Origin of the sequence: Peribacillus sp. NPDC097284, from assembly GCF_044761765.1 — a bacterium.
Classification (GTDB): domain Bacteria; phylum Bacillota; class Bacilli; order Bacillales; family DSM-1321; genus Peribacillus.
On record NZ_JBIWCZ010000001.1, the window covers coordinates 798457 to 819152 of the forward strand.

The following is a 20696-nucleotide window of genomic DNA, read 5'->3' on the forward strand; positions in this document are numbered from 1 at the left end:
CATCACTTACCCGATGATGGCGTTCGTATCCACGCGGTTCACTTCACCCATCGGATAATTCTGCACACTCGCAATGGCCTTGGCAGTCGCCGATAACTGATCGACCGATGCATCCGTTTTAATGTTAGAGAAGGATTTACGCTTGAAAACGATCTCCCCTTTTTCATTGAGGCCCGTTTCGAAATCCAATCGTAACGTTGTCGATAATTTGATTTGGTTTGCCATGTCGCTCACCCCCTTTCACCCTCTATATAAACTTTTTCGGGGGAAAAGTAGCATGGCAGTGAAAATAAACTCAATTAAAAAAGGAGACAGCCATTACGCTGTCTCCACTAGAAATCACCTATGATTATCCTGATAGAACTTACTAACGATACACCCTTGATTGCATGGGTAGATTATTTTTTCAAAACTAAAGCATCATGCTTTCAAAAAGTGAGCTGCTCAGGAAGTCATGCCCGTTCTTTTATGCGTGCTCTAAGTTCTTCCAGCCATTCGGCGTTGTGCTGCGCCCGACTGTGTGCATGCTCCTGAATAAACTTAACTCCCCAATAGTTCTCAGCATTTTCATCAATTTCGTGGCTGAAGCTTGTGTAGGTTTCCCAAGTCTTACGCTGTTTTTCAATTTTCTCCTCTAATATCGTGAGTACTTTCTCTACCTTCACGTGCTTGATATAGGAAAGGGCAATATACATTTCATTTATTTCAGTGGCCTTTTCAAACGTTTGGTAAATCCGCTTGTTTAATTCTTCTCGTCCCGGATCTGTAATTTGATAGACATGCTTGTCTGGCCTGTTCTCTTCCTTAATGGTTTCCACAGCACGGATAAACCCCATATCCGCTAACTTATCAAAATGATAATATAATTTACTTTCGCTTATCCCCGTAAATTTATCAATAGGAATTGGTTCGGATAATTGCTTTTTCAACTTATATGGATAACTATTCTCTTCAGCCAATTTACCTAAGATATAAATTTGAATCGACAAATCAAAACTCCCCTTCAGTCGTCACTTGTCTATAGTTTAACAAATTTCCGCTGTATATTCTGTAGGGATTTCGACTTTCCCTTTTAAGATCGTCAGAAACGGCTTATTCCTCAAATCCCCATTCGTAAGTAGGATTAAATTCGTTAGGCTCCATCACGGTTTGTTTGTATGTAACAGGAGGCTCATCCGGCATGGTAATCGTCAGTTTCGTATGGTCATCGCTAAGTTTTAGTGTGAATGTGGTCGTCCGATTTCGATGTTCTTCATTATAAAGTACACCTGTCATGGTATTGTCAATGGGTTTGACTATTTCAAAATGTCGTACCTCTTCATAATCATCTCTCGTTATCCTTTGCATGGTATAGGTACTGATGGGGTCCCTTAAAATGAGAAGATAGGTTCCTTCTGATATCCACCCTCCATATAAGTGTCTTCCATTATATTTATAGGCTTCATACGAAGGTTCATCGTTCCCCGTTTTGGCATCCCCGACTTCTTTTTCTGCATGTACCGCTTCCTTATCGTCATTGAATGGTTGTTTGTCCTCACATGCAGCAAGGAGACTTATACCAAGGAATCCCATCATGATTTTTTTGAACGCTGACAATAGCACACCCTCCTATCGGGTCATTTCAAATAGTATTCGTCATGGTAGAGTTATCCCCCTTTTAAAATACATATTTTGGACGAGAGTGTATTTCGTATTTTGGTAAACAATAAGGAACGAAAGGATGTGGATGAAATGTCATTAGAATGGTTTGACAGAGTATGTGGGGAATTGCAGGACCATCTTCAATCAATTTGTGACAAATACGATCGGATTGGCAGCATGACCGTGGAGCGAGGAGCAAAACATCCACGCATCGAATTTTATACAGAATTAGATGAAGATGAGCAGGAGAATTTTTGCGCCCTGTTTTTCGATCCGAAAAGTGAAGAATTTTATATGGAATCCTTCGACATCGATTTTGGGCAAATAAGCAAGGTGCTATTACCTGATATTGAAGATATCGTGGAGGCCGTCCATGAAACCTTCCATGCTTACATAGAAGGGGACGACGACGAATACGACTATGAACTCGATGACGACAATAATGGGTTGGAAATCGTGTCAGGCTCCATGTCCTATCCTTCAACAGGAAACGATGATTCTGAAGTATTCGAAATTGATGTTGAATGGGAAACGCCAGAAGTAACGGCTTATATAAAAGAAAACGAAGTAGAGGTCACCTATCAATTCGGAATCGTCCAGGAAACAGGTGATGGACTGCTGAGACGGGTCAATCGGATATGGACAGAGGATGACGAAATTATTTTACGAGATGAAACGAACTTCATGTTCAGTAAAGAAGAAGCTGGTACCATCATCTCGATGATTGCGAGTCATATGGATTCTCTGACTAGCATGGATGAATAAGCTAATAAGAAAACCTTGTCCGGTGAGCAACATGGACAAGGTTTTTTTCTCACATAATCAGTTGTTCATACACTTCATTTAATTGCGTATAACGTTCGGAATCCATCGCTTCTTTTGCATGCTCCATTTCCTTAGGAAGAATTCGGTTAAGAAGTTCTGATTCCTTTCCAGTAAGCTCACGAACGAGTTCTTTCTCCGAATGGAACTGACCATGTTTTATTTTATCGTAAATGTGCTGTGCCTCCGGGTATTGATCCGTATAATTAGACAAGATCTCACGTAAGTAACCAATCGTGCGGTCCATCCAAACCACTCCTCTCCTGGATATGTAATCTAAACTAGATTGTCCCGGAGCCGGGATATCTATACAGGGATTTGGAGGGTGAAGGAAGCAATAAAAATTTCGATAAAAAACGAATTCCTATAACTTCACGGAATTCGCTTTTTAGTATTATTAATCAAGGCTATTAACTTAACTGAGTGATTCATTTGCTAATAAATACTGAACTAGTCAACCTCGAGTAACTACTGGGAATCCAAATAGTTTCTTACCGTAGATATTTACTGCATCTTCATACAAAGAACTTAAGTGTGTACCGACTGTTAATAAATCACGCGTGAATAATTCAAGCGGATGACCTTTCAGAATAGCATGTCCCCCTAATGTTAATAAACTACGAACTGCAATATCTACGCATTTTCTAATCAACGATGCACGCATTGCTTTGTATTCAGCTTCATTATATGGCTGATCTTTATCTCTGTACATTTGAGCAATATATTCATTTAAAAGGGCTTGTGCAGCTTTTAATTCCATACTAATTTCGGCAAGTACACGTTGACTGGTCGGGGACTCATGTTCATTAGTACCGTTCATACGAACACGTCCAGCTGTATGTTTCTTAAATTCTTCTACTACACGCTCTGCCCCACCAACAGCCATTGATGCGAAGCCTATATAGAATCCTGGGAACCACGGCATATCATAGTATAGATAATCTTTATCATAGTCAGCTTCTGGTGGTCGGCTTTGTTCCTGCATATTGCTCATACGCAGAATAGCTTCCCTTTTAACGAAAACTTTATCTGCAATAACAGTATGGCTTCCACTACCTCGCATCCCCAAAGAATCCCAATTTTCTTTAATTGTTAAGTCAGCAACTCGAACACAAACACCAGCACCTTCTTTTACAGCTGAATCATCAAAATGCATTAAAGCACCTAAGGCTACCCATTCTGAGTGTAAAATACCACTCACGAAGTTCCATTGACCTGAAATTAAATATCCACCTTCGCACTCTTCAATTTGACCAACAGGTGCAAACACATCTGCTACAAAACCATCTGATGCAACGACTTCGTCTCGGAAGCTTTTCGGTAAATACGATACCCATGCATTATGCAATGAGTAAAAGCATGTCAACCAACCCGCTGACAAGTTATAATAGCTAACCTTTTTAATTAAGTCTGCATAAGTCCAAAAGTCAATTTGTGGAAAGTTGTAATCTTTAGGTAGTAATAAACGATGGATTTTTTCTTCACGAATCGCATTAATTACATTTTTTGATACTGTTGCATTCTTATCTGCCTCTAATGCTTCAGCCTCTGCAATTTCCCCTATTCTTGTTGCACTTGCCATAAGTTCATCATATAAGTTTGTTTCAACTAACGTACTAGCCATTTTACATCATCCTTTCCATTTCAACTTCGGAATGTACTTCTTCATTAAAAAATTGAATGACACTCTCGTTCACAATTTCTGGCTGGTCAGTTTGACATTGATGTCCACATTCATCCAAATACTCAAAAGAAATGTTTGGCAATTTCGATTCCAATTCATATGCCATTTCAACTTTTGCAATTTTATCTTGCTTGCCCCAAATGAATTTGGCAGGGATTTTTAAATTAGGCAAAGAATCTTTCAAAGAGAAACGATCCCATAGTTTCGGTTCACGGTTCATTCTGTCTTGATAGTCTCTAGAAGCTTGTAATGCCTCTTTTGCACCTGACAAGTTAGCTGTTTCATGACGGAATTGAATTAATTCTTCTGTGACTTTTGACTCGTTATAGGTATTTGATGTAACGAATTTACGCATTGCCTCCAGCGTATAATCATACTTTATGACGTCTAAAAGCTTCTTGTTGTTTTCTGGTTCCGGCATTGTATCTCGCATTGATCTAGCAACTAATGCACTAGCAATGAGTACAACTCTTTTCACCCGCTCGGGATGATCAATTGCATACTTCGCTGCTACATATGCCCCTTGTGAATTACCTACGATAAACACTTCATCTAAACAAAGTGCTTCAACAAAGTCTGCTACATGATCTACGAGGCTTTGATGACCTCTAGTAGGCCATGCATGCGGGCGTTTATCCGTATAACCCATTGATATTTGATCAATTGCATACGCACGGAACCCTGCTTTTGCTAAGGCAGGTAACATATATCGCCAACCTGCCTCACCAGAAACACCTGGTCCAGCCCCATGTAATAAAATGACAGCCGGACCTTCTGTTCCAGCCCAACAATAATGCGTTTTCACACCATTTGCTAACACCCATCCATCATAATAATCGTTACCTAGACGCATACCACTGTCAGCCCCTCATTATTTATTATTTATAATTTATAAGTTTTTTTAGCAATCCAGAAATCGTTTATAGTTATATAAAAGTTTTAGGTAACATGTAAATTATAATTAAACCCCATTCACTGATACCGCTTTCATAATTATTGATGTCCTCCCCTCTAAAATAATCTTCCTTACTTCTAACAACAGCTTATAATTTCTCAGACGAGAATATAATATGGTTTTTCATTAAAAATCCGTTTCTAAAAATGTTTATTTATTGTTTTGAATATTGAAAATTATCGAGCTATCAATTAGAATTAATTTACTATGGCACTATAGATACAACAACGGAGGCGTATATATGGGATTAAACACCACTTCAAATTTATTACTAGATTCAAATAATCTGTTAGTATCTACAAGTTCTTTTGTCACTTTAAAAAAAACATTATTAGAAAATATCGGTTCATATAAAACCAAGGGGTTCTTATTCCGTTTTAGTTATGAAATCGGGGTCTCTGCTGCGAATGCCAAAGAATTACAAAAAGATCAATCTTCCCACCGCGGCTCTAAAAGTATGCATGCCATGTATGGTCATGTTAGAGATGTAATCATCGATCCTAACTTTAATAAACTATTAAATGGAAGTGCTAAGCACATTAAAGGACAATGGATTGATTCATTTGAGGCTAACTTACATAAAAAATACTTTGAACCTTCTACCCAATGTGAATGTTTCACATTATGTGGATACGTTAGTGGATTTTTATCGACAAAATACAATCATCCGCTCGTTGCTGTTGAGACAAAGTGTGTGGCTAAGGGGGATTCATGTTGTGAATTTGAGGTTCGCCTAGAAGAAAATTGGAGTCCAGACAATATCAGAGTTTATAAATCTGCGAATATTATCAATGAATTAGAGACAACATATGATGCATTACTACATCACAAACAGTTACTAGATAAAATTTCAACGTTTCATAATAACCTCACACAAAGTGTAACCGAAAAACTATCTTTACAAGAAATTATCCAATCAGCTTATGATGTTTTACACATTCCTATCCTCATTGAAAACCTACATGGTGATGAAATTTTACAAATAGGTCTTTCTGAAAAGCAGCTCCAACTAATTAAGGATAAGCAACATAGTTTAAGATATACTCAAAAATATTCGAATAACTCTTTTTACCAGTCCCCTATCCATTCAAAACTAATTTCACCCGTACTAATCAATAAAAAGCACTATGCTAATTGTTCATTTATATACTTATCTTCTCAATCCATGGAGGAAAATGACCATCTATACCTTGACCGTTTATCTAATGTCGTATCACTCTGCTTGTTATATGAAAATGCAAAAATCGAAGAACAAGAGCATCTTACACATACTCTTTTCGATCGATTAATTCATAAAAAATTCGATAGTATGAATGACCTTGAATCATATTTGAAATTCTTCCCTTTTAAAATTAAATCACCATTTTCCACCACTGTAATTCAGATTTCTCAAAAGCAAAAATCCGATTTGTTAATCGATTTGCATGAGCAACTATTACTCTTTTCAAAACATTTTAATACATATTCTGTACCGTCTCTTTTTTCAATTCTTGGAGAAAATATTGTCATCTTAAATACGCAATATACTGACAAAAAACGCTTTGCAAAGTCTCTAAAATCTATTATTCAATATATAGAAAAACGAAATTCGAATTACCTTTATTCCATTGGCATTAGTAACTCTTATAAGGACCTAATGGAATTTGAAGAATCACTTAAAGAAGCAACCATCTCTGCAAGGATATCCAATCAAGATCAAATTAAATATTACGAAGATTTGGGCTTCCTCGGCAACTTTATAGCCAACATGAATGCCACCCAATTGCATGCCACCGCTAAAGAATTGCTAAAGGAATTATATGATTTCAATGATATCAAAAAGAAAGATTTGCTCTACACACTATACAAATATTTATCAAATGGACAAAAATTAAAAGAAACTATGGAAGCACTGTCCATTTCAATGGGTGGGTTGCAATATCGTATTAAACGCATTGAAAGCTTACTCCAAAAAAGCTTAAAAGATTCTTCTTTCTCAGCGTATTTGCTCCTTATTTTAGAATCACTAATTCTATTAGATGAGCTACAATTCTCGTGATAAGTAATCAAATATGTCCATACATACATTCGTAACTTGGCTCAAGAAAAAAGACCACTCTGACGTTCAGAGTGGTCTTACTATACTATCTAAATTATCGAGATTGAATAAGTTCACGCAACTGTTTTTCACGATCCACATCATCACGGCGGTGGTCACCCCAGTAAGTAGAACCATGTTTAATGAATTCTTCGTAATTCCACGCGATTGGCTCCCAATCTGGCTCGAAAATCAAGTAACCGTTTGTGAAGATTTCTAATCGTAAGCCACTACCTGGATCGATTACGTAAATAAACATTGCTTGTGAAACACCATGCTTTCCAGGACCTGTGAATTTCATTTCTGTTTCGCATAAAATATCAGCTGCACGTAATATGTCTTGAGAGTTGTCTAACCAATAAGCAATGTGGTGCATTTGGTTTGGGGCCGTTGAACGCTCAGTTGAAACAACTGCAATATCATGCACTAAGTTTGTTACCGATAACCAGCTAGCTGTTTGCACGTCATTTGGATTCATAAAGTATTCACGTAGTTTAAACCCTAGTTTTTCTTTTAAGTATTGAACAATCTCAGAGTTCTCCATACTTGTTTGTAAGTTTACATGGTCGATACGACGTGGTGAAATGCCTTTGCGCCATGCTTTATATGTTTGGTTTTTAAGAACCGATTTACGTGCATCATCTGCTGGCGTTTTTTCCATATCATAATAAATTTCGAATCGGTGGCCAGACGGTAATTCAAAGCGAATTGCTTCACCCTGTGCAGTTTCTTCACCTGCTGCAACCCAACGTACTTCTGTATCAGCTTCTTGTAAAAGTGTAGCAAACGTATTAACATCTTCACGGCGCTTTGCTTTCCAACCAATGTGATCGATATACGATGTTTCACCCGCAGTAATCGATAGCGTGTGGTGCTCAAAATCACCCCATGCACGTAAATAATGGGTACCGTTTACTTCTTCAGTTTCTTCAAGACCAATAACATCTCTAAAGAACCACAGTGATTTTTCAAGGTTTTCAGAAACTAAAGCCACGTGCCCTAGTTTTGCAATTTCTGGAGCATATAAAAATTTTTCCATTTAAAACCCACCTCATTTTTTTGTAATAACAAGATCCTTTACTAACCCTTCACAAAGAAGCCCCATTCCATAGTTTTCAATAAATAATAAATCAATTAATTGATACCGCTTACAAATCATCAGTGCTATTCAACTACTATTACGCCTCAACTTACAATTTCCTATATATCTAGCGCTAAATAAGAAATACCTTTGACCTTTATTGATTGTAGTTAGATCTTCAGGTGAAGCATAATTACATTTCTTGTTTAGAGTATAAAGGCTAAAAAGTTCAAATATCATATCACTTTTCATTAAAAAAATATTTATAATTATTTAGAATTATTAAAAAGGAAAAAAGATTAAAAAAATTAAGGTATTTATGGGCTAGCAAACTATAAATGTAGTCTGGTTAAATTCCTAAACAAAAAGAGATGTCCCTAATCAATTTCCAGACATCTCTTTTGCTATTTTATATTATCTTTGTAATATCGGTTTTGAATCCTTTTCTACAAATAGTTCATCTTCACTTAAAGAACTATAGGTAACTTGCTCTTTATATTTTTTACAAATCAGCCAAACAACAGGAAGCATTAATAGTAAGAACCCTCCAAGGAATAAATAAACGTCTTGGATAGCTGCCATGCCAGCTTGGCCTTCTGCATAATTCCCTGCTAAATAATGTACTTTACGGCCATCGTAAATAAAGGCAACAACTACGACAATAATTACTTTACCGATGTGTTTCACAATATTAACCATCGACGCACCTTCACGTAACTGGTTTTGATTCACTTTACTTAAGGCAGTTGCTACTGTAGTCGTACTTAGCATACCATTACCAACACCGATCATACCTATACATACGATAATTGCCCAAATTGGTAATGTATCCAATGTGAAGAAAATGAAGAATGCTGCACCTAATAAAACCAACAAGCCTGGGTAGATAGCTGTTTTCGGGCCATATTTGTCCAATAATGTACCACCCACAATACCAAACACACCAACCATCAGGGCATGTGGAAGTGTTGCCATTCCAGAAAGCGTTGGACCTACACCTAATACTTGTTGCATTAAAATGGGGACGATAAATGTAAGACTTGTCATGGTAAACGAACAGCACGCTACGATAATAAGACTTGACGTAAATAGGGTATTTTTTAAAATACGTACATTTAATAACGGTTGCTTACCTTTTAACGAATGGAATACAAATGATGTTAGGCATACAATAGCTACCGTAAACAGTACATATGGCATGTACGGCTGTACTGGTTTTTGTACTTGCTCAATAGCGAAAACTAACGAAACTAACCCTATTGAGATTAAAATGAAGCCTAACCAGTCGAAAATATTTACTTCTGTTGACTTTTTATTATAACCTCTAAGAAAAATTAATACTGAAATAAAACAAAGTACGATAGCTGGAATATTCGCAAAGAATAAGTAATTCCAAGAACTATTTTCTAAAATTAAACCACCTACTATCGGAGCAATGGCTGGGGCAAGCATATTTGAAAATGACCATAATCCCATTGCAAAACCTTGCTTTTCAATTCCAAAATTTTCACGGATGAGTACCAAACAAATCGGCGTAATTAAACCACCACCCAACCCTTGGAATATACGAGCTAATAACATAATTTCAAACGTTGGAGCAAAACCGCCAACAAACGCGCCTCCTGTTAAAAATACAATACCACCTAAGAAAATGTTCCGATAACCATATTTTTTAGCAAAATACGGTGCTACCGTCATTGCAATTAAAAAACATAATGAGAAAAGCGATATAATCCATTGTGCTTTTACAGTGGTAATGTCAAACGTCTTAATATATTGTGGTACTGCAACATTTTGTAATGACGCATTCATAATAACCGTGACAGAAGCAACTAACGTTGTAAGAAGTACACCCCATTTTTGAAAATCTTTACTTTTTTGAGTAGACATTCAATTCCTCCTTATCCTTTAAAGAAAGATAGATTTGATGGAAACTTACTTATTTAGATAACCTCCGTAAAGAATAGATACGACAAGAAATGTTACCGCTTTCATTTCTTGTTCAAAGTATTCCCTTCAATCTACTATTGTCAATAAAATCGGTCCCTTCTTATATTTTTAAACAAGCAAGAATAAATCTCTTTTCTAAATCAACTCGCAAATACCTTAAATCAAATATATTTTTTAGGGATCTCTCTATTTTGATTAAAGTATTGTGTGTTAATATACAAATTTTAAATATATTCTTTGAAAAATATAATGTATATTTTCATTAAAAATATTCATTAAAAAATTAGTTTCATTGTTTTCTATATTTAAGATTAAAAGAATTCAAGTCGCCAAAAACCAGATATTCCAAAGAAGGGGCTGTCTAAATTTTTTTCCTTTTCTTAAAATTATTCATTGAAAGCAGCTGAAGCAAACCAGCTATCTTCGGTAGATTATGAGCCATGGGCCAACAAGGACTATTTATTTAGTGCAACATTTATTTGTAAATTCTCTTCCTCGTTTACACGACGGGCATCTTCTTTTTCACTTGTTGTAATCTTAAACTTACGCGTGCTTAATAAAATAAGCGCAGCCAAAATATATAAAACAACGACTATTAATACACCCGAATTAAATCCTGCACGAATATCTTCACCTGAGATTTTAAGCAAGTAACCCGTCATCCATGGGCTAATAACGCCTGCCATACTTGAAATTGGCAATGCGATACCTAATACACTACCTACTAAGTTTTTTGGAATTACCATGGATTTAATGGCCGTATTTAATGGTAATAAACTTGCATTCATTACTAATCCCACTCCTAAGAAAATACATGCTAAAACTGGTGAGGATACAATTGTTGTCATTAAATACGATACCGATCCGATAAGCAATATCGTTATTAATACTCGATCATAAGATTTAATGAGACTCCTATTCTTCTTAAATAAAGAGTCCGTAAACTTACCTATACAAATGGCAAAGATTGCACCTGTAATCCCCATTGTTGCAAAGATTAGACTCATTTGTTGAGGTTCAAGCCCAACAATTTGTATTAAATATGTTGGTGCCCATGTCAAAACCCAAGTAGCTATCCACATTGATACAAAACTAATCACTAAAGTTGATAACACATATGGATTAAGGAATACCTTTAAAACATCTTTAAAGGGCACTTCTTTGTTTGACGCTAAAGATTTTACATCTTCAATTAATGGTCTTTGGGGTTCATCCTTCATAAAGAAGAACATCGTTGCCCATACTAAGCTTGCGAGCCCTAATAAAGCAAAAGTATGTTGCCAGCCTAAATTGATAATCCCCAGTACAATCAATGGGGCAGCTACATACGTACCCACTACTGTACCAGAAGTCATAATGGCTGAAGTAAAGCCCCGTTCTGAACTAGTAAACCATCGTGCAAGATGCACTACGCACAAACTGTAAGTTCCACCTTCAAAGAATCCCAAAATAGCACGAAGGAATATCAAATGCGCTAATGTCTCTACAAAATAAGCAGTTACCAATGAAGCTGTCCAACCTAATGCAATTATTATTAATAAATACTTAGTATTAAAACGATATGTTAATATACCTATAATCACGCCTCCACAAGCGTATGTAACAAAGAAGCTACTCCCTATTAAACCAAATTGATCATATGATAAATTAAGTTCATCCATAATTGGTTGTGCCGCTATTCCTAATACAGACTTATCTGTGTAGTTTAAAACTGACAGCAAGAAAAGGAATCCCAATACAATCCATCTCATAATAACGTCCCCTTTGTATTAAAGCATTTACTTATTCCCACTTATCTCATTTTATTAATGGTTTGTTAACGCTTACAAAACGTTGTTTAATTTACTTTATTTCTTTCATTTTTAAAGCTAATGCCCTATTATTCTTAGCTGCTATATTAATGAAATCCACCATTTAAAAGTAAACGAAAAATAGACCCAAAGTTTTTTACACATTGATTTTAGGTCTATTTCCATTTATCCTGTATCTCCTGTAAGTTATAGAAAGATAACATATTATACTATTGTCTATTAATGCCTAAAAGCACTTTTACGCATTAAAGTTCACTAATCTAATCTTAGGGAACTAATAATTTAGCAAGTCTTTGCATGCTATCAAGCTGCTCAAAATTCATGCAAATATCCCAAATCTCCTCAGCGCGAGACAATGGTATCCTCGCACCAAACTTCATGTTTCGTAAATACTTGCCATAGATGTAATCTAAAGATAAAGAATCACGATCTAACATATTCCCAGGACGTACTTCATCACATTTACCAGAAAGAATTGTACCATCTAATAATTCTATCTCAACATGAGCAACAAAGTCGTCTGTTTCTTGTAAATCCGGTATCTGTTTATATTTTTTTAGCATCGTTTGGAACGGCTCATCTGAAAGCGCCTCTGGTGTTTGATGCTCTGGATACACTCCTCCATGTAAAACTGCATTACAAACAGTTGCCTGGACACTAAATGATGCAAATGGTTGCGAAGCTTCTCCAGGCTCCCACAAACCACCTACGATAGGAACCTTGGATTCAAGCATATGCACACGAATTTCTTTAACTTCATCTGGAGCATACCCACGCTCACCTGTAGCAATTAGAGCAGCTTTGATAGAGTGATGAGTCGCACAACAACTAGAATAAGGCTTAATTAAAACTTCTCCATAGCGAATCCTCCCAATATCTTCAAATAAGGAATCTATATCAGGCGTAACTGAAAACATATCAACAAAGCATTTTTTTCCGAGAATTGGATCCTCAATTCCAGTAAAGCCATGGCGTGCCATATCAGCAGCGAAAATAGCGTTACGCGCTGAATTCGCATTTGGGAATTTAAACAACCAAGAGTGTTCCATAGTTGAAGCCATGGGACCACCTAATGTATTAAATGCGATACCTAAAGTATTATGTATTTTTTCATTGTCTAGCCCCGATACTTTCGCTACGGAAGCTGCCGAAGCCATCCCATTAACGGTACCATTACTATCAAAAAGGGCATTTGTATTAAAGCCAATAGCAGCACTAAGGCGTGAACCAAGGTCCTCACCGACAGCGATTGCAGCCATTATATCCTTACCTGATGCTTTTTCACGTTCACCTACAGCAAAAACCGCTGGGAAGAGGCTACTTGTAATATGCGCAGGACGTCCTTTTCCACTTTTATCATCTGCATGACAAGGTTCAAAATCATTTGACCGTAATTGTAAACTATTTAAAAATGCAGCATTAGCTGCAGGCATTTTACCACCTAGATTATAAACAGAAGCTTCTTCTCTCCCTCCATATTCCGAAAGCATAGCGTAAGTCATATCTACACCTACACCATGCACTCCCGCAGCGGTTACGCCAATACTATCCGCCATACGAATCTTCATACGCTCGATTAAAGATTTATCTAAATCCTCATATTTAGTATCAAACATAACTTGACTAAATAATCTGCTAGCGTTAGTGTATTGCTTTGTAGAACTCATAACCATTTCCTCCTCTCGGTAATTAACAAAAGTCATCAGTACTTTTTTATAAACCCTATCGATATCTTTTTGGAACTTTTAGACTTCAGAAATCGTAAGCCCTTTCATGAAAATTGTGAAAACCACAAAGTCATAGGGACACAAATTTATAAAGCCTATAATTCTCTCTCGAATTAAAAAATTTTTTTTACTATGCAAATCTTAATATGTTTTCATCAGAAATATAATAGGTTTTTTCATTAAAATATCTATCCAAAACATTTTTTTTCATTGTTCCATATAGCATTTCCTCCTGCAAAAAATTTTAAATTTGATTCTCATCGCTCAATTAAATTCCTATATTTTCAGATTAAGTAGAAAACTAGCCATGGTCTGGAACCACAATATCTATACAACTCAATTCACCATTACTTCCATTTCCTTTTCGAGTTTCCGCGCTTCCTCTTCTTGCTTCTTGAAGTCCCGGTATCCTTGCATGTTCTCGTAAAGAAGTTGATACCCTTCCAGACTTGTCACTTTAAATCATAATAAAAAACCTTGAAGAGCATTATCAAGGTTTGAATTATACTTATAATATAGAATTTCTTCCTACATCGAATATATCTATTTCTTCCTTTTCAACAAATTTCAAGAGCTTCTAATCCTTCAATAAGAACTCTTTAGTTTTTTATCTGGGAAACCCGAACAACGAGGTACTTTTTTATGAGTATCTGTTACATGGAAACACCTCTTCTGTATATGTAGGCCACTTTTGTATGGTTTTTTCTTCCCAATCTGCAATCACTCTATTTTTCAAGCTAGATAGTTACACTCCATCCCACAAAAAAACTTGAAAGGCTTTTAACCAATCAAGTTTTTTTAATAAAGTTATTTTTCTTTAACAGCTTCTTCTATTTGTTCAATTACTTGATAGAGCCACTGAAGTGGTTGTAAACCAAGAGCAGGAAAGTATACACCATCTGCACAAGTTTGAATATATTCATTCTTTTGAATATCTGAATACTTACTACTTCTAATAAAATCTGTTAAAAAGACAATAGCAGATTTTAGATATTCTATACTTTCTTCTGTTAATAATTCTTGTAATGCCACTTCTGGAGAATCAATATCTTGATGAAAAGTTCCGGCCAAGAACTGAAAAACCGGTTCTTCTAGTTTGTTAGAAGACAACATAAAATCTCACCTCTTGAGTATTAATTTGGATAGCCAGTTAAAATGTAATTTCCTTCTCCATCCTTTTTCAAAATAATTCTAGCATTTGTCATATTTTCAACATTAGTAGAACCTCTTTTTACTCCACGCCCAATAACTTCGGTTCCTTCATAAGTCAAAACTAAGTTTGACTTACTTTGAGAATTACTCATCCAAGATTCAATCGCATTTTTGTTATTAATTTCGCTTAAGGCTGTACTAACAACTTTCTCAGCAATAGCCCTATCTTTAAAAGTAGAAGACCCATTAATTCTAGGATTATTTCTTATTCTTTCTAATAACTCTTCATCAGTTTTTCCAACATGTCTTTCAATCAAATGCCCACCTTTTACCTCATGTGCAGCCAATCCTCCACCAGGTGTAAGAGAACTCTTTTCTCCTGATTTACCATTACTACCTTCACCCTTCGCCGTAATCTTCTGCGCAAGATCCTTTATCGTTGTCTTATCCACTTCAATAATTTTGTGAGTACTTCCAGTCGTATCGGCTACTTCCCTGACCTTGAATCCAGTTGGCACTTCCGTTTTACCGATGGCCTTACCCATATCCTTGATCGAGCCTTGAGCTTTCTGGACTTGTTTTTGCACATATTCTTTGCTGTAGGGGATGAACTTTGTTCCGCTGGCCATTTTGTCTGCGACCTTAGCTGCCCCGGCAACTCCGGCGATACCAAGGGCGTTCATCAGGCTGTTTTGGCGCTGTTCTTTAGTGAGTTCATTTCCGAACATGTCCTTGCCGGTGACGGCTTCGCCGAGTCCGTTGGCGGCGGTTAATCCGTATAGACCGTATTCGGTTTGCTTGAGGACATCCAGCCCTTTACTAGATTTATAGGCATCCAATGCATGGTCTGCAGCGTTAAGTCCCTTCACGGTTTTGTAGACGGCACTTCCACCCTTGACCGCACGCCCAGCCCAGCCGACGATGGGGATGAATCCGGCCGCGGCCATCGCGCCCGCGGCGATTCGTTCAGCTTCGGAAAGTTTACGGCCTGTTACGGGATCGACTCCCGTTGTCGCTCTTACTGAATCATAATACCCCGTGATTTCCCCTGTAAAGGTTTTTGTCGTGTCCCAGGCTTTTTCATACCATGGGCGGTTCTCGAGTTCTTCCATTTCCTGTTCGAGTTTCCGCGCTTCCTCTTCTTGCTTCTTGAAGTCCCGGTATCCTTGCATGTTCTCGGCCACTTCATCCTTCACTTGATAAGCTTGACTCGCTTGAAAGGCACTTTGGTTGAAGTTCATCGGGGAAACGGTGCCATCCTGACTGGTGGCTTCAAGTAAGGCCTGGAAAAGGCTAATGGCTACACTTTCCTGGGCTTCGGTCACTTGGTATTCTTCTACTAATTTATTATCTACTTCGTGCACTTTCTTGATGGTATCGTTCTTTTCTTTTTCGGCCTTTTCCATTTTCTCATGGAAATCGCCTTGGTCGAACACCTGTAGTGAGAGGATATCATCAATGTTCTGGAATATCTTTTGGAGATCGGTGGACTGCTGGTTCACCATCGATTTGGCGTTGGAGAGACCGTGGGTCACTTCCCCCTCTAAAAACGGCACCTCGACCACGGTTTCACCGGATAGGTCGGCGTCTTCCAATATGGCCGGAATCCCTTTCAGAAAGCTGATTTGGGTCGTGAATAATTCGATCCAGGCATTGGCCACCTCTACTTGTGCTCGATAAAAGTTCTTGATGGCCGTCGCCCCGGCTCCGGCCAGCTCTTCATCCAAATCGACGATTCCCTGAAATTCCTTTTTCAGTGTCTCTACTTGCCCCAATAGGTCTTCATATTGCTTGGCCCGTGACTTGACTGCCGACTTCAGAGGTTTGGCTTCGAAGATTGTCATAATGGCTCATCCCTCTGTAGGGAAAGGGGGACGGTGCTTTGCAAAAAATAAATCTGAGCTTTCTCCTGTCCTATATCCAAAAGAAACACCTCGTTATTATTGGTATATTTTTCATATTATATAATTATAAGGAAGATAGTCAGGGAGATAAATAGGGATAAATATGCTAATTACCCGATTGACCAGGATATAATCCTCATCTATCCACGAATACCACTAAGACTTTATACCCTCTCCGCATATAATTTCAGATAGTAATAGAGGGTAATGAATGGGCCAAAATGATTTGATAACACAAAAAATCCACCATACAAATTGTAGGTGGATTTCTTGATTGATCATTGATTAGTATTTTTCTTGATACCACTGTTTCGCGGCGTTCACTTCATTCATCGATAATTGATGTCCGTTATTTTCCCATTGTACATCTACCGAGGCATGTGCCGCTTCTAATAATTCTTTAAGGTCGATGGATTCTTGCTGTGGACAAATCGGGTCATTGACTCCGGCTGCGATGAAGACGTTTGTACCTGTTAAATCAGGTAAATCAATTCCACGTCTTGGCACCATCGGATGATGTAAAATCGCACCCTTTAAGGCATCTTTAAAGTGGAATAATAGGCTCGCCGCGATGTTCGCTCCATTTGAATACCCGATTGCAATGATATTTTGACGATCAAATGCATAGGTAGTGGACGCTTCATCCAGGAAGCTATTCAGTTCATTCGTACGGAAAATCAAATCTTCTTCGTCAAATATCCCCTCCGCCAAACGTCTAAAGAATCGGGGCATCCCGTTTTCCGATACATTCCCTCTTACACTTAGTATAGAAGCTTCTGGATCCACGATGTCAGCTAGCGGAAGCAAATCATTTTCATTCCCGCCCGTTCCATGTAAAAGCAATAAGACTGGTTTATTCGGATTCGTTCCTGGCTTAAAGATATGGTTCATTCTATATTCTCCCTTTCCTTATCATCTCACTTTATTGGGTGGTACTTGAATGGGAATCAGTGATTGAACGAGATGCTCACGTTGCTGCTCGAATTGTGGCGGCAACATAAGTTTCGTCCCCATCGTTTCAGGACTTTCGTCAATCGCGAATCCTGGCAGGTCTGTCGCGATTTCGAATAAGATCTTTCCTGATTCACGGAAATAAATCGCATCGAAGTAGTTACGATCCTTCACTTCGGTCACGTGCTGTCCATGATTCATTGCATACTCTTGCCACTCCAAGTGGTCGGCTTTGTCGTTCGCACGCCATGCGATATGGTGCACCGTACCGGCACCTATTGTGCCCCGAACGCCTGTGACCATTTTTAAATCGATGATATTGCCGATATCAGCTAGAGCTCTGAACCGTGTGTAATCGCCTTCTACACCCATCATTTCCAGACCTAACACATCCGTTAATGTAGCGGCCGTTTCATCTGGTGCGCTTGAATAAAGGGTGGCGCCTCCAAATCCTATTATCGCCACTTCCCTTGTCACATCGTCCACTGCCCAAGCATTCTCTTCACCCGCCCCACGAGCGACAAGTTCAAGGTGAAGGCCATGCGGATCGTCAAATTGTAGAGAGGTTTCGCCAAAGCGCTTCACTTTTTCAAACTCCACATCATATTTCTGTAACCGGTTCTCCCAAAAACCAAGCGCTCCTGTTGGCACGACATACGACGTCACACCCACTTGTCCATCGCCAATCCGCCCCTGACGAGCATTTGCCCAAGGGAAAAAGGTAATGATGGTCCCCGGATTTCCCCCTCCGTCACCGAAGTATAAATGATACGTGCCAGGGTCATCGAAGTTTACCGTTTGCTTCACCAAGCGTAAGCCCAGTACACCTGAATAAAAATCGATGTTTTCCTGCGGATGGCCGACAATGGCGCTTATATGGTGAATCCCTGCCGTCTGTTTTTTCATCTTCGTTTCCTCCTTATTTAGATGAATGCTGAGCACATAGGTCAAAAGAATTTAACCTATTTGCTCAACATTCTTCTTTTTATAAACACACCATGTACACGTACTCCGTGCACATGGTGTGAACGGAACTGCTTACAAGTATTCTTTCTCAATCTTCATCGTACTGCGAACCGTATCGATTGGGCGGACCATCTTCTCGATTTGTTCCCGTTTTGGTTCTAAAAATGGCGGCAATGAAAGAATTTCACCCACCGTTTCATATGGCTCATCGCCCATGAATCCTGGACCGTCTGTTGCCCATTCAAACAATATGCCAGGTGCGACACGTGCATAGAGCGATTCAAAGAAGAAACGGTCCACATAGCCAGAAGTACTGAATCCGAAACTTTCCATACGGTCGATCCATTCCTTCAATACACTTGTATCTTCCACGCGGAAGGCTGCATGGTGCACCGTACCGAAGCCTTGGCGTCCACGTGGCAAGACCGTATTATGTTCGACGATGACTTGTGCCCCATTCCCGCCATCACCAACTTCAAATAAAAGAAGCGACCCTTCTTTGGCAATCTCACGGAATGCCATGACTTTCTCCAGCACTTCTTTAAAATAGTCAATTTGGTCAACCCGTACATGAATCGGTCCCAATCCTGTAATCGCAAATTCAAGCGGAATCGGTCCTTTTTGCCATGGTGTGCCTGAAGCCACTCCCTCATTCAACTCGTCTGATACAAATTGATACTGTTGATCGTCGAAATCAACGAATGATAAAGACTTTTTCCCGAAAAGATCTTGAATGCCTGTATGTTTCACTTGTAGCTTGTCAAAACGTTTGACCCAATATTCGAGAGCGGCATCTGTCGGTACTCGGAATCCCGTTTTGAAAATCTCATTCGTACCATGCGTTCCTTTTGGAATACCTGGAAAATCGAAGAATGTCATATCCGTCCCAGCACTTCCTTTGTCATCCGCAAAGAATAAGTGATAGGTTTGAATATCATCTTGGTTTACCGTCTTCTTGACCAAACGCATGCCCAATACGAATGTGAAAAACTCATAGTTTTTTTCTGCACTGCTTGTTATGGCTGTTACATGGTGAATTCCTTTAATGTGATTCATCAACTTTCTCCCCTTTTCATTGTGCTTCCTGTTTCAAATTATCTCGAATTCGAGATATTATATAAAAAATAAATGAGATCTATTGACCCATTGTTCTTAATTAAAATATATTTAATTCGAGATAATAATATCACATATCTATATCTTGTGCAAATGCTTCTTGAAAGATTCTTACCTTACACACTAAATCCTAATTTCCCCTCCCCTTCAACATGCAAAGAGAAAATTAGGATTAGACACAAGTCCACACTTTTAGTTTTTAGCTAAACATTCAGGCGCCACAGAAAAATGGGCTTCCGTCTTTTCTTTCACTTCTTCTATGGAAACATCTCCTTGCGTCTCAATTAGCACCATTCCTTCAGGGGTAAAATCAAACACGGCTAGATCGGTGATTAAACGATGCACAACTTTTTGACCAGTCAATGGCAGCGAACATGTTTTTTTGATTTTCGACTCTCCATGTTTGTTCACATGTTCCATAATTACGACCACCCGCTTAGCCCCGTTAACGAGGTCCATCGCACCACCCATTCCTTTCACCATTTTCCCTGGTATCATCCAGTTGGCCAAGTCCCCCGTCTCGGACACTTCCATTCCCCCAAGAATGGCAAGATCGATATGGCCGCCGCGAATCATGGCGAACGATTCTGCGCTATCAAAAAAGGCCGATCCCGGAACGGCCGTGACCGTTTCTTTCCCCGCATTGATCAAATCCGGATCTATCTCCTCTTCCCGTGGATACGGACCAATGCCAAGCAAGCCATTCTCCGATTGAAGCAAAACATTGAAATCATCCGGGATCTCATTGGCAATAAGTGTCGGCATACCAATGCCCAGATTGACATTCATGCCGTCTTCAATTTCCCTAACCGCCCTTTTTACGATGACCATACGTGTATCCTTCATCATCAGACACCCC

The 20696-nt window shown here is 38.5% G+C and carries 18 protein-coding genes; 2 read left to right on the forward strand and 16 right to left on the reverse strand.

Going from position 1 to position 20696, the window contains the following annotated elements; translation table 11 throughout:
- Positions 1–6: 6 nt before the first annotated feature.
- The 3 genes from ACIQXU_RS04015 to ACIQXU_RS04025 all read right to left on the reverse strand — a co-directional run bounded on the left by ACIQXU_RS04015 (position 7) and on the right by ACIQXU_RS04025 (position 1596).
- A complete protein-coding gene (locus ACIQXU_RS04015; protein ID WP_402986841.1) occupies positions 7–225 on the reverse strand; it encodes a DUF1659 domain-containing protein in 219 nt (72 codons plus the stop codon).
- A 227-nt stretch (positions 226–452) separates the two neighbouring features.
- Positions 453–989, reverse strand: coding sequence for a PadR family transcriptional regulator (locus ACIQXU_RS04020; protein ID WP_402873677.1), 537 nt, complete (start codon positions 987–989; stop codon positions 453–455).
- 103 nt (positions 990–1092) lie between these two features.
- Positions 1093–1596 carry a hypothetical protein gene (locus tag ACIQXU_RS04025; protein WP_402986843.1) on the reverse strand — a complete coding sequence of 168 codons (504 nt, stop codon included), beginning with the start codon at positions 1594–1596 and terminating at the stop codon, positions 1093–1095.
- Between the two features lie 135 nt (positions 1597–1731).
- Here ACIQXU_RS04025 and ACIQXU_RS04030 point away from each other — a divergent pair, with 135 nt between their 5' ends.
- The gene (locus ACIQXU_RS04030) at positions 1732–2406 is read left to right on the forward strand and encodes a hypothetical protein (protein WP_402986844.1); all 675 of its coding nucleotides are present in this window, start codon (positions 1732–1734) and stop codon (positions 2404–2406) included.
- A gap of 49 nt (positions 2407–2455) precedes the next feature.
- Here ACIQXU_RS04030 and ACIQXU_RS04035 read toward each other — a convergent pair whose 3' ends face one another.
- The 3 genes from ACIQXU_RS04035 to ACIQXU_RS04045 form a co-directional block, all read right to left on the reverse strand.
- Entirely contained in the window at positions 2456–2710 is a 255-nt protein-coding gene (locus tag ACIQXU_RS04035; RefSeq protein WP_402986846.1) for a sporulation protein, read from the reverse strand.
- Positions 2711–2917: 207 nt separating this feature from the next.
- Complete coding sequence (locus ACIQXU_RS04040; RefSeq protein ID WP_402986848.1) at positions 2918–4087, reverse strand: acyl-CoA dehydrogenase family protein; 1170 nt, start codon at positions 4085–4087, stop codon at positions 2918–2920.
- A 1-nt stretch (position 4088) separates the two neighbouring features.
- The gene (locus ACIQXU_RS04045; protein ID WP_402986850.1) at positions 4089–5000 is read right to left on the reverse strand and encodes an alpha/beta fold hydrolase; all 912 of its coding nucleotides are present in this window, start codon (positions 4998–5000) and stop codon (positions 4089–4091) included.
- Between the two features lie 343 nt (positions 5001–5343).
- On the opposite strand from ACIQXU_RS04045, the gene ACIQXU_RS04050 reads away from it, so the two are divergent.
- A complete protein-coding gene (locus ACIQXU_RS04050; protein ID WP_402986852.1) occupies positions 5344–7140 on the forward strand; it encodes a V4R domain-containing protein in 1797 nt (598 codons plus the stop codon).
- Positions 7141–7234: 94 nt separating this feature from the next.
- Here the strand turns inward: ACIQXU_RS04050 and ACIQXU_RS04055 are convergent, their stop codons facing one another.
- From ACIQXU_RS04055 to ACIQXU_RS04100, 10 genes are all read right to left on the reverse strand, one after another.
- Positions 7235–8218: a VOC family protein gene (locus ACIQXU_RS04055; RefSeq protein WP_402986854.1), complete on the reverse strand. Its 984-nt coding sequence runs from the start codon at positions 8216–8218 to the stop codon at positions 7235–7237.
- 456 nt (positions 8219–8674) lie between these two features.
- A complete protein-coding gene (locus ACIQXU_RS04060; protein WP_402986855.1) occupies positions 8675–10150 on the reverse strand; it encodes an MFS transporter in 1476 nt (491 codons plus the stop codon).
- A gap of 515 nt (positions 10151–10665) precedes the next feature.
- Positions 10666–11961, reverse strand: a complete 1296-nt coding sequence (locus ACIQXU_RS04065) for an MFS transporter (RefSeq protein ID WP_402986857.1) — start codon at positions 11959–11961, stop codon at positions 10666–10668.
- 326 nt (positions 11962–12287) lie between these two features.
- Entirely contained in the window at positions 12288–13688 is a 1401-nt protein-coding gene (locus ACIQXU_RS04070; RefSeq protein ID WP_402986859.1) for an MmgE/PrpD family protein, read from the reverse strand.
- A gap of 867 nt (positions 13689–14555) precedes the next feature.
- Positions 14556–14861 carry a contact-dependent growth inhibition system immunity protein gene (locus ACIQXU_RS04075; protein ID WP_402986861.1) on the reverse strand — a complete coding sequence of 102 codons (306 nt, stop codon included), beginning with the start codon at positions 14859–14861 and terminating at the stop codon, positions 14556–14558.
- A gap of 20 nt (positions 14862–14881) precedes the next feature.
- Positions 14882–16744, reverse strand: coding sequence for a ribonuclease YeeF family protein (locus ACIQXU_RS04080; protein ID WP_402986862.1), 1863 nt, complete (start codon positions 16742–16744; stop codon positions 14882–14884).
- 345 nt (positions 16745–17089) lie between these two features.
- Entirely contained in the window at positions 17090–17695 is a 606-nt protein-coding gene (locus ACIQXU_RS04085; protein WP_402986864.1) for an alpha/beta hydrolase, read from the reverse strand.
- 21 nt (positions 17696–17716) lie between these two features.
- Positions 17717–18661, reverse strand: a complete 945-nt coding sequence (locus tag ACIQXU_RS04090) for a ring-cleaving dioxygenase (protein WP_402986866.1) — start codon at positions 18659–18661, stop codon at positions 17717–17719.
- Positions 18662–18793: 132 nt separating this feature from the next.
- A complete protein-coding gene (locus ACIQXU_RS04095) occupies positions 18794–19777 on the reverse strand; it encodes a ring-cleaving dioxygenase (protein ID WP_402986868.1) in 984 nt (327 codons plus the stop codon).
- A gap of 252 nt (positions 19778–20029) precedes the next feature.
- A complete protein-coding gene (locus tag ACIQXU_RS04100) occupies positions 20030–20683 on the reverse strand; it encodes a 3-oxoacid CoA-transferase subunit B (RefSeq protein WP_402873646.1) in 654 nt (217 codons plus the stop codon).
- Between the last annotated feature and the right edge of the window lie 13 nt (positions 20684–20696).